Below are 16,145 nucleotides of genomic sequence, written 5' to 3'. Positions count from 1 at the left end.
GATAAATAAAAAGCCAGCTAGATGTTGGCTTGATTTTGTTAGATGGATAATGCTGTATTTAGTGGAACCACATCGGCATGTGATTTCTGACTAGCTTTCCATAAATCATAATTTACCTGCATATTGAGCCAGAATTGCGGGCTGGTATTCAATAAGATAGATAACCTTACTGCCATATCCGCACTGATTCCGGTTTTCCCGTTAATGATTCTAGACAGAGCTGCCCGCGTTACTCCTAAATGTTTAGCAGCTGTACTAATGCTGGTATCACCTAAATATTCTTTTAATACTTCACCTGCATGGCAAGGACTATGCATACTCATACGCTTAACCTCCTAAAACCCAGAAACCACTCCGTAGAGTGGTTTATTATGATTACAATTAAATAATAAACTTAGGATGCAGCTCTTCAATCGGGCGATCTAACCTTGAGCTGTCGCATTCTCCGTATATTACCCTCATGCGTTTTGCCAGCTCTATCAGATATTCTGCCTGCTGCTTTGTCTGTATCAACAGCTTTTTAAACACATCAGCCTTGATACAACTATAACCATTGATATTCTCTGCATATGTAACTCTGTTATTTTCAACAATAACCAGCCAGCGTCCGTCTGTATTGATAGTGCGCAAAACATTGTTTTCAACAACAGCAGATTTAAACATATCAGGCGCATTCGGTATGCTTTCCAAGTATTTCAGTGCAGCGGTGTAATGCTCAACCGGCATGGCTCTGTAACTGTCGATGTTCAGATAGGTATGCAATCCGGCATATATTTTCTGATACGGCTCGCCTGTTCGCTGACTGCGCTCTTCTACTGCGCGTTGTATTGTATCTGCCTGTTCTTTACTGATTAGGTGGCTGAGGGCTTTATGCTGTATTCCTATAAATCTTTCACGCTCACATTGAATAAAATATTTTCGTACCTGACGACCTACCTCAGTTTTTTCTACCATCGCCAGTTCTTTAGCCATGTCTAATGTGAGGTGATATTCTTTACTTCTTCTATCCCCACCTCGACCAGTTTTGATTCGCCCATCTTGGCGAATCAAAATATAATCTTGATTTTCAAAAAATTTATACTCTTCAATTCTTCCCTTAATCCAATTTGAGAAGTCTCGACCAACCTGCAAAGCTTTATGCAAATCACGTGCATTACAAAGAAGTTCAGTTTGGGTATTAAAACTGCCAGAAAAGACAGGGACTAAAAAAGAAGTGTTCATGATAGATTCCTTGTTAATATCTTGAAATTAACCCAAAAGGGTGGCCGAGAGGTTCAAAGACCTTAACAAGTAGGCTGGAATTATTCCCCTTGCGGGTATTGTATTCTTCACCCTCTCGGCCATAAAGGAATCATATGTCAATTGGATTAGTAGACATTGATAGAATCATGGACACAAAAAAATCACGCTGACGGGGTGATTACCGCTTGTTAAAGGCTTTGAAACCTCGGATTAAATAATGCCAAGCCTAAACGAATTTGTCAATCTGAACATTAAGATGGTTACTTATTCCTAGAAACGCAATTTTACGTTTCTAGAAATAATCAATAACTTATATTTATCTCCCTAGCGGCCGAAAATTCGGCTCCTAGGAAAAATCAATTACTTATAAACAATTAAAAATTCCACTCTAAAGTGGAATTAAACAAAAACGGTATTATTAATATAATTGCCTACTCACCCAAGACAAGAGTCTTGTAACTAACCTATGACTTTGAGTAAATCAAAACAGTAGCAGGGTGTAATATATTGTTTAACCAGGAAGTAATAATTTTTCATATTCCTCAAGTGCTTTATCTGCAAATTCAGAAGAAATGTTTAAATCTAAAACTTTCTTATTTATATAGTTTCTTAATTTACCCTCTCCAACATATACATTTCTATACCATCTTCGAAACTCACCAAGCGCATCCTCAGGATAGCATCTTACGCGTTGCGGGTTAGACCTAGCTTGAGGAAAATATGATGGGTAATTGTGTTCATAATCCGAGCATTGGCTATATTTATCAGATAAATTATTGTCTTTCCAGTATTTCGCCCACTCTCTTCCTACGCTAATATCAGGCACAAATGAATCGTTAATATATATTCCATGCTGACCAATAGCGACAATCATATCAGCAATTTCTTTGAATATACTAAAATAGCCTACAGGAACTGAAGCATACGTCAAAGAGACTCGGTCGTGGAACTGCTTCCATTTATCTGCACTTGATGGAATATAGCCGACTGCTTGATAGACAAAATCTCTAAATTTACTTCTTGCCAATATTCTAATTGCGTTTTGAGCTTTTTCTTTTTTATCAGAAGCATGAAAAGCATAGTATTCTAATACGGCAATACATACAGGTTCGGTAAATGCAAGCACCTCTGTACCGTTATAATGTGCACGCAGGAATAAGCTATTACCTTGATACTTTTGGGTATCAAGCAATTGTTGAATTATCTTGCCTCTAGGTTTAAATCTTTCATTATCCCAATCGGTAACAAATCTATGGAGTTGCCCATGACTAACTCCACAGATTTTTTCCAAGCCACGCCCAGTTAGATATGGAGTCCCATCATTAAGGACGCCCATTTCAACATCCTCAAATTCTACTTGTTTCTCAACCTTAAACATTTGATACTGAAATGGGGTGGTGCCCAAATCACTCATATTTACCCCTAACTATTTGATAATTATAAATTTATGGTGGTGCCCAAACCTATGCATTATGCATGACACCACGCCTAGTCCTTAGCGTAGCTGATTGCGTAATTAGAATCAAATTCTAAAACAAGGTATCAAGCAATTTTGCTTCGCTCTTGTCTTTATCCTCATCTAAATTCTTCAAGTCGCTACCTTTTTAGGGTGCCTTTCAATTACTTCTTCTTAAATGGCACCTCAGCTGGTTAAACGTATAGTTTTGTAGTTCTTTCATCGCTGCTACAGTATTCCCACTAACTGTATTTGATGAAGTTTTAACACTCATGTTTTGTATATTAACATTAACATTAACATTAACATGTTTTCTATTTTAGCCAAAACATTTGCACTCCTTGAATTAAAAAACCACTCCGAAGAGTGGTATATATTTTAAAACTAAAGAATTAATAATTTAGTTATAAATCGATACTCTTTTTTTAGCATCTTGTGTTTTATCTACTATTTGTTGATACATATTTTCTGCCTCCTTATAGCTGGACGACCCAGAATATTTGTACTCAATAAGACTATCTAGACTTTCTTTAGCCTCTTTTCTAAGTGAGTCTAATTTTTCCCAATGTTTAACTCCATCCATTACCTCATCATAATTAAGTTTTTCACAACGTACTTTCCATAAAGCACTTATGTATACTTCTACATTTTCATCTAGCGGCTTAGACGATGGTACCATAGTAGCTTTTTTATCTTCCTCTTCATAAATAAAACGCTGCTTGCCTCCATAACCGCCCAACATTGCTCTTGCATTTACTTCGCCGCAGTAACTTATAGTCTTGCCGTTAACAACTTTTCTAATATCATAAAATTTTGCTGATTCCGGATCTTTTAATAGATCTTTTACTGCATTTTTAACTTCAAATATTGGCTTGTAATATTTATAAGCTATACCTGATGCTACAGCCAAAACAATTAATATGAAAATGGCAGAATATACCCATAATTTACGGTTATTTTTTTGTTTGCCCCGAGTTTTTAAATTCCTTTTTTCAGGTTCAGGCTTAGCCTCAGGCTCTTTTGGTTTAGTTAACTCTTCTAACACCTCCGGATATTCAGCAAATAACTGCGCATTGTATTTTTTGCGCGCCTCAGGATTTAACAGAGTTTCTTTACAAAGCTTCAGATCTTCTAAAGATACTAATTGAAGCTGCGCCAACTGCCGCATCGCCTTTACTATCTCTGTCTCTGTTGCAGTTGGCGCAACTCCTAAAAGCGCATATAGATTCTTAAACCCCATTTACTTACCCTTTTGCTTTACCGACAAAAGGTTACACTTTAATACAGTATTAGTAATCGGTGGTGTCCGTTGTGGTAATTGTTTTATTCAATTCCAGCCCGCGGCAGGCATCTAATGTATCGTTGCGTGGCTCATATGAGTTATTGGTATCACGGATATAAACCGGTATGGCAACACCGCCCTGTAACTGTTTTCCCAGATCAATGCCTTCACCGCCTTTTGCGGTGTCTAAATCACTTTTGTTTAAAGCAAGCTTAATATCTGTATGCCGGAACATAGGACCCAGACATATGAATGTCGCTCTACCGATAGTGCCGCCTCCAACTTGCCACCATTCAGGCTCGGCTGCGCTGCCTTTTCCTCCGGTAACACAGCGAAACATGATACCAGCGGGATTTACAATAATCTGATTAATAGAATAAACCTGATTAGGCTCCCATGGCGTAGCTGTATTAACCGGTGTAAGGGTTATCTGTTCATCTTCTGCCGGTGTCAGTGTTTCTTTAGGATTCGGGCTGCCAAAATACAGCAGCGTATCAATGCTGCCAGTACTGTTATAGTTATATGAAAGCGTCCAGGCGTCGTTTTCCATCTTTTTATCAGTGTATAACTTAAAAGCCATGATTCATTTACTCCGTTTTTAACCTATCGGGTTTTGCGTACCTGAGCCGCCGATATCCACGCCGTTGCCATTACCGGTACCGCCGCCTCCTGTACTGCCGCCGCCATTGTCATTGCCGCCGCCGGGGATACTGCCGCCAGTACTCGTAACAGAGGTATAGATTTTTGCGATTAGTCCGCCGCTGGGGACATCTATTAAAATTTCGCCCTGATCCTTGCTGTCGTCGTATTCGTCCTCGTCAAAAATGGCAGCGAATCCATCATAATCGAAACATGCGCTGTAAACGGTGGCTTTAGCAATCCCGCCCTGAAAAACCAACAATTCATATTCATCCTCATTACAATAAACATCTGATTCGGTCATCATTCCGAACAGCCATAAATGACTGAATTCCTGTAAGGGAGTGATATTAAGATTTGCTTTGCTTGTACGCATAGAATACGCACCGGCTAAGCCGTAGCCGGTTTCACTGCGGAAATTCAGCCCGATACTTGTCCATTTATCGTCTTTATTAATATAAAAACCGGTTTCGGTTTTTTTTAAGGAATCGTAATCGCCATTTTCTTTATAGTAATAAGTGACAAGCTGGTAATTTTGAACAGCAATAATCAGCATTTCATCCTTGCCGTGAGAATCGCCTTTTTTGCCATACAGCACAGCCAGGATCATCGGGTATTCTTCAAAGTGGCCCGGCTTAATGCGAATGGTCAGCGCATTACCAAACAATAGCGAATCTGAACCGCCGAGCATCTTGTCGTGATACGTCTCACCTGTATATTTATTGATCAGCAAGGCATTATCGTTGCCGTGAATCCGGTGACATAAATTTTCTAATGTAATTGCCCTTAGCGGATATTTGTTTTGTCCGGTGATTTCATCCAGGAAAACAGTTTTATCTTTGTATTGCTTGGCAGTGAATGGAAAATAGGCGGTTATCCGGACACCGGGCTTACCCAGCGGCTGCACATAATACCAGCCGTTATGTCTGAACACCTGAACTAATGTACTCATGATTGCACCCCTAATACGTCAGCATTTAAAAATACCGGCAGTTCATCGGTCGGCAGTTCCAGCAGCATATTTTCCCCGTCCTGCATATTGCTGAAATAAACAGAATAATTCTTCGGCTTGTTAGAAAAATGCATTAAATTAATCTGCTGCGATTTACCCTCGCGGTAATCAATTTCAATGATGATTGCGGAATTTTCCGGATAGCGTTCGATTGTGCGGGTTGGTGCCGTATCACGGAAACTGCCGGCAGTAGCCGCACACAAAACCCGCGTACCGGCTGCCCAAGCTGCCGGCTGCGTACCCTCTCTGCCGCCGCCAAGAATAAACAGGTCGCCGCGATAGCCTTTGTAAACGTCGATAAGCTCAAATACTGTTGCGTCTTCGTTTTGCAGGGTCAGACGAATAAAAAAACCGCCGTCGCTTATGGTCAGAGTATCAGTTAACAGTTGCATCGCCTGGTCCTCTAAAATTAAATAGGCTTTGTTTTTGTTTTCGTCCAGTCCTTCAACCAGCGTGGCGCTAAAATTGTTTATATAGCATCGCATGTTACACTTTCTTATTTTTCGATAAGTATGTAGTCATCGTAACCAATCAGCCATGATTTACCCGCCGTTGCACTGGTTAATAAAAAACCGGCATTGCTTAAAGTCAGGCTGTACTGATTATCTTTGTTGTCCTGTAAATTCAGTCCGCTTAAATTATTAAGGTTATTCGGAAGTAATTCAGGATTAAGCGGGTGCAGAGGCATAAATTTGCCTGTTATCGGACTGAAGCGCATTTCAATGATCGCATCATCCGGCCAGATATCGACACTCCACAGATATTTATTGCCCTTAGGCTCAATCGTTCCCTGTAAGACGTAATCCGCCTCGGTAGTTGGAGTTTTGCCATCCTCTTTATAGCGCGGGCGGTAATACAGGGATACCGCCATATCCGCAAACTGTGTGCCTTTTTTCGCATCGTCATAACTGTTGATATACCATTCATTTAATGGCTGTAGTGTGCCGGTTTCCTGTAATTTCAGATTGCGTCTGGCAAGCAAATAAACTGCGCCATAGGTTAAATCATCGGCAAACCGCCAGCGGCTGTCGTAATCTTTGCTGTCCGGCGGATTTATACCCCAGTACCAGCTGCCGCCTGAATAATCAAATTTATCTCCAGTGGTATAAAACAGATTATCAGCATTGCTGACCCATTTACAAAATCCGTCCTGTTTCTTGGATAAATCGAGATTCAGATAACTGTTAAAATCATTAAACATGTCAACTATTTGCGGCGGCCATACATAGGCTGTTTCCATAATGCAGGTATTGGTTTTGTGTTTGGACAGTCTCTGGGTAACATATTTACCGGTATACCCGTCGATGTTGTTGTTGAAATAACTGGCGATTTCGGTAACTGCCTTTTTATATTTATCCTTATTCTCCTCAATAAGCTGCTGATTAAGTGGTACGGTTGAGAAAAAAACCGGCGCATTTGCTGCTGTCCGGTTTAAGATCTTAAGCTGTTTAATATTGCTGTCTAAAAAGCTCATAGTCGAATTGTCCGGCATGGTAAAAATGCCGTATACATCCAGATAGGTACTCCATTTATTCCCCTGCAATACCGGACTGTCTAAATCGCCTATCATGGTTTGCTGTCTGGCCGTTAACTTCTCTTTGATCTGCAATTTGTACCAGATATATTCTGAGGACGTAGTTACGTTCTCACAGATAAAAGCAGACGGATCAAGAAATATCCGCACCTGACGACCCGTGTTGACATCAAAAAGCCCGTCAATAATACGGGCTGATTTAGCAGTAGGGGTGCCTTGATTATCAAACCGGAGCATGGCTGACGGCGGCGCGCAGATATCCGGTGCTTTTTCTGATGCCGGCATTTTTGCGACGCTTGAGCCACCAAGAACGCGCGGGCGGTTTGCCGGCTTTTCATTGCGGTTGTTTAATCCTAAAAGCTTTTTTAAATTCTCCTGCAATTGCCTGTTACTCATATCAATAACACCTCATAAACACGTCAATATTACCGTCCGGTACATCGACTTCAATACTTGTCTCCCCGGCGTCGACTTCCGCTGTATCAGTACTTGCCTCTTCTATATCCGGCGTTTGAATACGAAAAGCATAACCGCGCTTGACCTTTTTATCGTGGTAGTAATAGCCCGTTTCTATACGTACATATCCCTGACATTCATACAGCCTGAACGGTGTTGAGCCGATAATTATTTCGCTGTGATTCGGGTCTTGCGGCTTTTCTTCTTCTCTATCTTCTGGGTTTATGTCCTCGTCCGGATCATTTTCGATAATTTGCTGGCCATAGGGCACTACATAATCGTTTAATTTGATATAGGGCTTATAACTGGCTAAAGGCAGCTCAGGGCGTGATGGCGGATTAGGAAATGCGGTTAGTTTCGAAGAGTTACTAAGCGGATTAACATAACAGGCTCCGGTTAACTCGGTTTCCCCCAGCAAAGAAAGGAAATTAAATTTATGCGTATAGCTTTTAACCTTTACATTGCCGGTAAATTTATCCGTATCGACAAAAATTGTATTATCTAAAGTAATCGCGGGCGCAAATTTGGCAATTAAACTCAGCTCATTATGCCGGTGTGATTCGAGAATTTTTGTATATGCTGCCTGGTAAATAACCTGCATAGCACGGGCGAATTCATTCGGGATAACCTCATCGACATTAATGGTGTAATCGCCATTGGGTTGCCTTTCGCCTTTTGGCAGGAAATATTTTTTTTCATTTCCCCAGTTTCTGGCGAGTTTGCTTTTATCCGCATCATGCTTGATGGTATAGCTTAATTTTTCGCTTTTAACCCCATGCAAACGGATTGATGCAGTATTTTTGATTACAATCGGGTACTTTTCATCTACTGCCTGTTTCCAGCGCCGCATGGCTCTCCAGTTTGCCCACATTGCATATAAATCACCTTTTGCTTTAGTTTTCGCGACCTGCACCACATTGACAATCGGGTTGCCGTTCGCATCTTTGCTGCCTGTGGGCTGATAATCATATTCATAATCTGCGGCACTAAAATAAATCGTGCCATACCAGCCGCTGGGCGGTGTTCCTTTTGTCTGGAAATTACCGACCAGCCACCCGCCACTGCTGGCTGCGCTGTAAATATCATCAAATTTAGGCGGCGGTCCTTCATGGCGAACGTTAACAACGTAATCTATGTCAGACTGAAAGCCACAATAATTGTAGCTATAATAATTTTCCCGGTGAAACAACCGGTCAAACTGGTGATGTACTTCAATTTCAACCTGATTTATTAACGATGTGGCTCCGCCAAGCCTGAAGTTAAACTGCCGGTAATAACAGTCGCAGTTTGATAACACCCAGTCCGGCTTGGTTTTTGGCTTCCACGGTGTTAATACAGCCTGCCCTCGCGGATCAAAATCAAAAGAAGCAGGAATGGTGCTTAATCTGTCCGTAAGTTCGGCATTCAATGAATCGTACTGATCTAACTCCCCAAAAACGCTTTCACACCAGTACCCTATTTTGCGTACAGTATCCGCCCCGAGTTTTTCGACTGCATTACTCCGGTCATTGCTGGCGGTTATTGTCCGCGTCCGTTTCATAAAATCGATATCCGGAATATCAACAATGCCCGTAAATAACGGGTAAGTGTATTTTTCGTTCTGGGCGTAAATGGTAATCAGCTGATTGTAGTAGAGATACATATCGACCTGACCGCAATCTTCCTTCAGGTACAGCGTCGCTTTTGCGGATTCGCCCTCTGAATAACTGATCTCACAACTGCGCAGCATTCTGCACGGGTCAAGCTCATCACCGTTAATATATACTTTAACCGCGTAATTTAAGCCTTCCATCCCTATAGACTGGGAGCCGTGCATCGGTGCAAAATCAGCATTTCCGATTACCGTCTGCGCTAAATCCAGCAGAATAGAATCAACCACGCTGTTGACTGTCTGCGCCAGATCAAGCCTTGTTTCCAATTCCTGAACACTGATAACAGTCTGAGCCAAATCCAGCAACATGCCTGATTCTTGCCGTGATTCTACTGTCTGCGCTAAAGCAAGCAATTCTACAGGCTCGTTTTTGCTCATGTGCTCAGTAGCCAGCACTGTACTGTTTAGTCCGGAATTATTTAACATGGCTATATGGGTCTTTTAGTCAGAATAACTTTATTAGTACCTATACTGATGCAAGGATCAGTAGTATCACTGCGTAAATCATTAAATCTGTTTGTAACGCGTATATATATGGCTATAGGTGCGCCGCCACGCATGCTTTGCCCCAGACTAATGCTGCCGCCAGCATCCGCAGTATCAAGCCCTGATCTGCTTAAGGCCATTTTTACATCGCTACAGACAAATTTAGCCCCGTAACTGATAAACTGAGCAGTCCCGGAACTGATAACCGCTGCCGGCTTAGTTTGCCATTCAGGCTCAGTATCCCCGCTGGTACCCGGAATGGTGCATTTATACATCTGCCCATTGGCAATAACAGGCTCGATAATATCGCCCACTTTGTAATACCTGGCTGATTCCCATTTTTCCAGCTTATTGATCGGCATTAGGGTAATCGGCTCGCTGGTGGCTGATGTCAGTATTTCATCAGCATCATTGCTGCCGTAATACATAACAATATCAACTGAGCCAGTACCGTTATAAACAATAGGATAAGGACTGGTCACCTCGGTTGTCATTTCCGGATTTGCCCAAAATGTAAACATATTCACCATTTCCCGACTGGACAGTGTTGTGAAGAAAAACCGGCTTTTAACAGAATCACACAGCCGCATATACGGCAATTGTCTAATTTTGTAGCCGGTGTCCCAAGCGGAACGACTGAATGGAAGCGTCTTAACTCAATGCAGTTACCGCAAATTTCTAAACGCTGCCGATAATTTTCGGCATATTCATTCCATTTATCTTTAGCCCTGACAAAGGCACTTGCTGCCGGCTTTTTACCGCAACAACTCATATCATTTACCTTATAAATTAATTCATTATTGCTTTAGCTAAGGCAGCGCGTTCTTTTGCCGGCAGATTTAAAATCTGTTCCCGCTCATATTCTCTGCACCACTCTTCGTTTTGCGTTAGGTTGAAAGCAATCTGGTCTAAGATTTCACTTTCCGGCCAGCTCATTATTTCAAATAATGGTGTATGCAGCTCGCGCGACAATACTAATAGCATTCGGCGCACGGGCTGCTTCATTATTTTTTTGCCTGTTCTTCGACTTGTCCGTCGGATAGCATCGGAATATTGTTAATCGCACCGGCTATCGATAAAATCGTATTGGACGGCAGTTTCAGAACATCATCAACGCTGTTGAAAACCGGATTGTTATCATCATCCACAACTAAAGCATGGATAGCAAAAGCAGCCGCAAACATGTTGGTAGCGGTGCCATTTTGCCCTGAGGCAGCTTGCTCAAAATAATTAATCAAGTCTTTACCGTTCATTTCCTTTTTTACTTTGATGGTGCCTAGTCCATCAATTTCCACTTCTTTATATTCAGTGTTGTAAAGTTTAGTCCAATCAATTTTCTTTACTGGTTTCATTTATTTAGCTCCGGAAAAAAAGCCGCTTTTAAGCGGCTTGGGATTATTTGGATTTTGAGGATTTACTAAGATTTTCTGGTGTTTCAGGGGTTTCCGGCGTTTCCGGCGTATAGGTTTCTGTTGTCCATACAGCATCGGCAATTGTTGCTACATCAATTGAACCCTCAAGAATCTGGCCTAGTTTACTTGCCCAGTTTGGATTTACTTTCTTCTGACAAAAACCAGTACTGTCACTATACGTAACTGAGATATCAGCCACTGTTACTGCCCGCCGTTTTTGTTCACCGTTATCAAACAGCCCGTTTTTTAACGCCAGCTCACAAACGGCTTTATATACCGGCTCTATAACAGCCTCGTCTCCTGCCCGCATCTTCCGATTCAGGTCATTACGCAACTGATAACAGGCATCTACGTAATCCGAAGCAGCAACAAGCCGCAATTCCTTTTGGCTTGTCTCCAGTACCGCCCATTCCGCCTGCGACGGGCGAATAGAATGATAAGCGTCCGCCCGCTCTATGCTGACATAGCTATCACTCGGTACCCTGATCATTCTGCTCACCATCGCCCGCATTTTGCGATTGCGTATGCTGCTGATACAAAGCTAACAGTTCGGCTTTCTTGGCTGCCGGCGGTATTTCTACACCCATTTTCAGTAAGGCTTCGTTCAGCTCTTTAACCGTATTGGGCGTACTGTTTCCCTCTGCATCCCTGCCGGTATCACTTACAGCTTCGTCCTGCCTTACAAATTGTTTGTATGGCTCCGGCACTTCTCCGGCTGCTTCGTCGCATAGCTCAATTGCATCAGAAGAATGGTACGCTTTGGGATCACGGATTAAATAACCCTGCTGCTTTAGTCTTGTTACATTTTCCGCTGATAAATCTGTAGTGAAATATAATTTTATAGACACGTTCAATGCTCCTCTATCAATATTCAGGCTCTGCTTGAAGAATAACGCCGGCAGTATCTTTAATACTCTGCTGGCTGTTTTCAACCAGTTAATTCCAGTACCTATTGCTGTATCGGTAGGTGAGGCACCGCCATTTTTTATATCCCATGCATAACCTTTTAGAGTTAAGTTATATGACCATTCAGCCTGATAGTTATATCCAATATTTTCTTTACCTAACTCAGGGATAATTTCAGAATTAAAATCAGCATTCTGGCTAATCTTGATGGCATTTTCCACTAACCCTACTGCAAAATATTTTTGTGCAGTTTTACCCTGCATTTCGATTAAGCTAGGGCAATCAGTAATAATAAATGTACGACCATACGGGTCTTTTAGAATATTAACTGTTTCATAAGAAAATAAATGATAGTTATTTTGCAAGGCATAATTGATTAACTGATTAGAAAAACCAGAATGCACTACCCATGCCTTAATGGCAGAGGCACGGTCACCAAAAGCTGCTGCCGCATTTACTAATCCCTGTATATCTGGCGAACTCTCGCAAAAAACATCCTCCTGCACTTTAAGCGCAGCTGAAAGCCCAAGCAGACCGGTATTAAGCATATCTCCGAGTACACCTTTACTGAGCTGTTCTGCGATTATGGTTGATGCCAGCTCCGGGCTTTGCTGCGTCCACAGATATTCTTGTTTTGTCCATTCCAGAGTTGGTGTGCCTACACCCACTTTAACGCCAACATTTTGAATCTGTGATAGTCTTTTTCGTTCGATGTTGTCGCTGCTATAGGCGTTACGCCGGCGGATAATTCCATTAATTGAGGCAAAACTGGCTTTAATATCAAAATTACCCTTAGTTGGCTGTACTTCTATTTTAATTGTTCCTTTTGATGCTTCATTAAATTTATCTACGTCCTGCGCCAGATATTCTGTTAAAGCTAAAGACGTATACGTATCAAAAACTTTTACATCCATAATAAAATCCTTTATCAATTAAGTTTAGACTGCATGTAGGCAATTTTTTGCTCGTCTGTCTTACAATCTGCCAGTGAGGCAGGTAGCCCGCTTATGTTTGTCTGTGCAGAAGAAGTACCTGCACCGGTCGCCTGATTGCTGCGCAAAATACTGTCTTTGTTTTTGTAATTACCTACCAGAATTTCCAGAGCCTCATCAAAAGCGGCAGGCTCGCCCGGATTGATCTGGCTGTAAATCTCATTGCCGCTGTTATCTTTAGCAACAATCCTGCCGTCAGCTGCCATGGTAAAATTTCTGCCGAAAGCTGCCTGAGCAATATCCGCAGGGATGGCGAGACTGTTTTTAATGAATTCTGAACGGGCAAAGCTGCCGCCTATCTTTTCATCGTAAAGTTTCTGCGTTACTATTTCCGTTTTCTTATTTGCTTCTTCAATCTTGGCATTAGCGACCTTATTGATTTCTGCCCTAACCCGCTCTACCTCCCCAGCATCAATCAGTTTCTTGCTATCAAGGTTATTGCACGTCTCGATAGCTTTCCGCGCCGCTTCCGGATCTTCAATACCATCAAATTGCCTGAGCTTTTGTTCGGCTGCTTCTTTGGCTTCTCTGTGGGTTTTGGCTTCGTTGCAAAGCTCTTTGATTTTGTTGTTAGCCTGATTTACATCATATGGAATTTCCTTTCCGTCTTCGTTCACATAAACCGGTTTCCCGTTTTGAACAACGACATGACCGGCGTCATCAAGTTTTAACTGCAAGGACATTTTTTCTCCTGTTCACATAAAAAAAAGACCGCCGAAGCGGTCGTTAAATAAAAAAATGATTAGTGATACTTTTCTTTTAATTCTGTAAGGGTCATCGGTTGCAAACCACCATTTTTAACAATGTCTGCGATGGTTACCTCGCCGGATTTCAGCATTTTGCCGATTCCCTTGCCGAATTGTTCCTGCAACTGAGCCAGAGAGCGGGAATTAATCCATTTTTCGTTTGTCATTCCGTCGGATTCTGCCTGTAAATCGGTTAACGGCAGCACAATGCTGCGACACTGGCAATGCAAAGGCGGAAGCTGAAAAATCTGATCATGCCCGATAGGCTGTTTATCTTTGTCCCATATTAAATGGTTACGACTAAAACAAATTGCTGATGTCCTTTCGTCAATTATTGAATAATGCTGCCATCCTTTCACCTTGCTATTAATACGACCAAAGGCATAAATAATCTGATTTCTGATTGCTCCGGTCGCTGTAGGTACGGTCGCCTTAATCCAGTTATTGGTCTTTTTGAAAATACCAGCCAGATCAGGTATCACCCCATCAACTGCACCTGTTCTGATTTGGCGTTTAACTGCATTGAATAATTGCGCTTCCTGTACGGCAAATGTTTCTTTTAAGGTTAGCCCGCCTAATAAAATACCAGCCGTTAAGCTGGTTATCTGCGCATCTGAGAGATGTTTAATTCCGCTGTTGCCATCCGTAGCCGATATAAACAAACGTGACAGATAGCGTGCTTCATTGTCGCCTATGTCGTTTATCGTCTGCTGTATTTGTTCTTCACAACTGCTGTAAAAATCATCAATAGCCAGTTCGATTTGTTTCAGCAACTGCTTTAACTGCGTTTTATTCAGTGCAGTTAAATCAACACCAGCAATCAGGGCTTCAATATTTTTCTCTAACTGCCCAATCTGCCTCTGTAAATCATTTTCTAACCCTATTTCCACGCGGATAGTATCAAGCTGGCGTTTTATCAGATCATTTGCTATCTGTTGGTCGGTTGTCATCGCTAAAATCCATTAGAGGCACGTTTATGGCGTCCTGTTCAGCTTCTAGACGCTTCTTTTCTTCTTCCCATTCCGCCTGATTGGAAATAACCCCGCGCCGCTTAGCCTCTTCAAAAACGGTCTGCTTGCTCACGATATCATTGGTGTTTAATGTGATAACCACATTCATGCCCTCAACGGTATCATCTGCTTCTAAATTGCCGCTAATTTCAACGTGGCTCTGCTCATTACTGCTTAGCCACTTAGACATCATATCCAACGCACTGTCTATCGCGCTTTCAAATAAATTCGCGTAATGTCGCAGCAGGCTGATTTCTTTGCTTTGTTCCTCTTTTGCCTGCGAATCAGTCATAGCTAGTTTGGTACGGGTCAGCAGTTTAGCACCAGCAACTCTCATATCAGATTCAATCCGGTCTAACCCTGTCCAGCCTGCTTCAGCAGCGCGCCCGCTATGCTCAATATAGCCTATCTGTTCATCTGTGCCTAATTGCAGCATGGTACCAACGCCTGAGGTGAGTTCGGATACTTCGCGGTCGCCTGAATAATACATGAGCGGTACGCTGATAAAATGCAGTAAATAATCCTGATCACTGCGCGCCTGCCAATGGCGTATATTTAACTCTGCCAGGTTTTCTAAAACCGGTTTTCCGGCAAAAAAATCTATACGCTCTGGTGTGAAAGCAACAACCGGTACATAATCCAGCGACTTGCCGCCGATTTTCTGCTCTTTTTCAGAATGCAGTGTCCAGCCGTTTTCCCCGTTCCGGTACACGGTAACTTTGCCCGGTGTCATAACGGTAATTTGCTCAGTTATTTTCTCGCCGAAAGCACCATCAGGCTCTAATACAGCCGACCGGTAACGGAACTGTGTACATACCTCTATGTTCTGTATGGTCTCACTACGCCAGCCTAATACGCTATTAAAGGGTACATGCGTGACATATGGACGCAATCCTAGCCGCTTAATGTCTGCAATGGTGTTATTGCCATCTGCGGGGGGATAGTCGATAACTACATAGCTGGCACCATGTGCCATTGCGTCATAAAACCATTTAGAGCAAAACACATCAATATTGTTATTTTTTAAATCAAAGTTTACTAAATACTCTTTCAGACTATCGGCGACCTTTTCAACAATCAGCGGCTTGGCAAATGTTCTGCCTACCATCTGCGCCACTGTTTGCTCGTAAGCCGGATATAACACAGACATTTTTAAACGCCGCTTATATTTTTCGTCACTTTCGGCTTCTTCTTTTGGTAAAAACCTTGCACCGGCATGACGCATCGCCTGGGTGCCGCCTAATAAAGCGTTAATCTTTTCATTAATTCCGTGCATATGCCGGACTATTCCGGACTTAAAATCTGGGCTATTACTCATATA

At 42.1% G+C, this 16,145-nt stretch carries 18 protein-coding genes; all 18 read right to left on the bottom strand.

Annotation, left to right across the window (positions count from 1 at the left end; translation table 11 throughout):
* Positions 1-38 precede the first annotated feature (38 nt).
* Entirely contained in the window at positions 39-323 is a 285-nt protein-coding gene (locus H3T84_RS10840) for a HigA family addiction module antitoxin (RefSeq protein WP_198219106.1), read from the bottom strand.
* 58 nt (positions 324-381) lie between these two features.
* Positions 382-1,221: an antA/AntB antirepressor family protein gene (locus tag H3T84_RS10835; protein WP_198219105.1), complete on the bottom strand. Its 840-nt coding sequence runs from the start codon at positions 1,219-1,221 to the stop codon at positions 382-384.
* Positions 1,222-1,753: 532 nt separating this feature from the next.
* On the bottom strand, positions 1,754-2,656 hold the full coding sequence (locus H3T84_RS10830; protein ID WP_198219104.1) for a hypothetical protein: 903 nt from the start codon (positions 2,654-2,656) through the stop codon (positions 1,754-1,756).
* 442 nt (positions 2,657-3,098) lie between these two features.
* Positions 3,099-3,938 carry a hypothetical protein gene (locus H3T84_RS10825; RefSeq protein WP_198219103.1) on the bottom strand — a complete coding sequence of 280 codons (840 nt, stop codon included), beginning with the start codon at positions 3,936-3,938 and terminating at the stop codon, positions 3,099-3,101.
* A 49-nt stretch (positions 3,939-3,987) separates the two neighbouring features.
* Positions 3,988-4,560, bottom strand: a complete 573-nt coding sequence (locus H3T84_RS10820) for a hypothetical protein (protein WP_198219102.1) — start codon at positions 4,558-4,560, stop codon at positions 3,988-3,990.
* Between the two features lie 18 nt (positions 4,561-4,578).
* Entirely contained in the window at positions 4,579-5,571 is a 993-nt protein-coding gene (locus H3T84_RS10815) for a hypothetical protein (protein ID WP_198219101.1), read from the bottom strand.
* Positions 5,568-6,116: a hypothetical protein gene (locus H3T84_RS10810; RefSeq protein WP_198219100.1), complete on the bottom strand. Its 549-nt coding sequence runs from the start codon at positions 6,114-6,116 to the stop codon at positions 5,568-5,570. The genes H3T84_RS10815 and H3T84_RS10810 overlap by 4 nt, the downstream gene beginning before the upstream one ends.
* An 11-nt stretch (positions 6,117-6,127) precedes the next feature.
* The gene (locus H3T84_RS10805) at positions 6,128-7,561 is read right to left on the bottom strand and encodes a hypothetical protein (RefSeq protein WP_198219099.1); all 1,434 of its coding nucleotides are present in this window, start codon (positions 7,559-7,561) and stop codon (positions 6,128-6,130) included.
* A gap of 1 nt (position 7,562) precedes the next feature.
* Positions 7,563-9,698: a hypothetical protein gene (locus tag H3T84_RS10800; RefSeq protein ID WP_198219098.1), complete on the bottom strand. Its 2,136-nt coding sequence runs from the start codon at positions 9,696-9,698 to the stop codon at positions 7,563-7,565.
* 2 nt (positions 9,699-9,700) lie between these two features.
* Positions 9,701-10,279, bottom strand: coding sequence for a hypothetical protein (locus H3T84_RS10795; RefSeq protein WP_198219097.1), 579 nt, complete (start codon positions 10,277-10,279; stop codon positions 9,701-9,703).
* 2 nt (positions 10,280-10,281) lie between these two features.
* On the bottom strand, positions 10,282-10,530 hold the full coding sequence (locus H3T84_RS10790; protein ID WP_198219096.1) for a hypothetical protein: 249 nt from the start codon (positions 10,528-10,530) through the stop codon (positions 10,282-10,284).
* A 17-nt stretch (positions 10,531-10,547) separates the two neighbouring features.
* Entirely contained in the window at positions 10,548-10,763 is a 216-nt protein-coding gene (locus tag H3T84_RS10785) for a hypothetical protein (protein ID WP_198219095.1), read from the bottom strand.
* Entirely contained in the window at positions 10,763-11,110 is a 348-nt protein-coding gene (locus tag H3T84_RS10780) for a hypothetical protein (protein ID WP_198219094.1), read from the bottom strand. The genes H3T84_RS10785 and H3T84_RS10780 overlap by 1 nt, the downstream gene beginning before the upstream one ends.
* Positions 11,111-11,153: 43 nt before the next feature.
* Complete coding sequence (locus H3T84_RS10775; RefSeq protein ID WP_198219093.1) at positions 11,154-11,660, bottom strand: hypothetical protein; 507 nt, start codon at positions 11,658-11,660, stop codon at positions 11,154-11,156.
* Positions 11,641-12,990 (bottom strand): major capsid protein, encoded by a 1,350-nt coding sequence (locus H3T84_RS10770; RefSeq protein WP_198219092.1) that lies wholly within the window; start codon positions 12,988-12,990, stop codon positions 11,641-11,643. Before H3T84_RS10770 ends, H3T84_RS10775 begins: the two co-directional genes overlap by 20 nt.
* Before the next feature lie 14 nt (positions 12,991-13,004).
* Entirely contained in the window at positions 13,005-13,751 is a 747-nt protein-coding gene (locus H3T84_RS10765; RefSeq protein WP_198219091.1) for a DUF6651 domain-containing protein, read from the bottom strand.
* 59 nt (positions 13,752-13,810) lie between these two features.
* Positions 13,811-14,764, bottom strand: a complete 954-nt coding sequence (locus H3T84_RS10760) for a hypothetical protein (protein ID WP_198219090.1) — start codon at positions 14,762-14,764, stop codon at positions 13,811-13,813.
* Positions 14,736-16,142, bottom strand: coding sequence for a DUF4055 domain-containing protein (locus H3T84_RS10755; protein WP_198219089.1), 1,407 nt, complete (start codon positions 16,140-16,142; stop codon positions 14,736-14,738). Before H3T84_RS10755 ends, H3T84_RS10760 begins: the two co-directional genes overlap by 29 nt.
* Between the last annotated feature and the right edge of the window lie 3 nt (positions 16,143-16,145).

Source organism: Snodgrassella sp. M0110 (genome assembly GCF_016101465.1).
GTDB classification, from domain to species: Bacteria; Pseudomonadota; Gammaproteobacteria; order Burkholderiales; family Neisseriaceae; genus Snodgrassella; species Snodgrassella alvi.
This window is presented reverse-complemented; position numbering and strand designations above follow the sequence as displayed.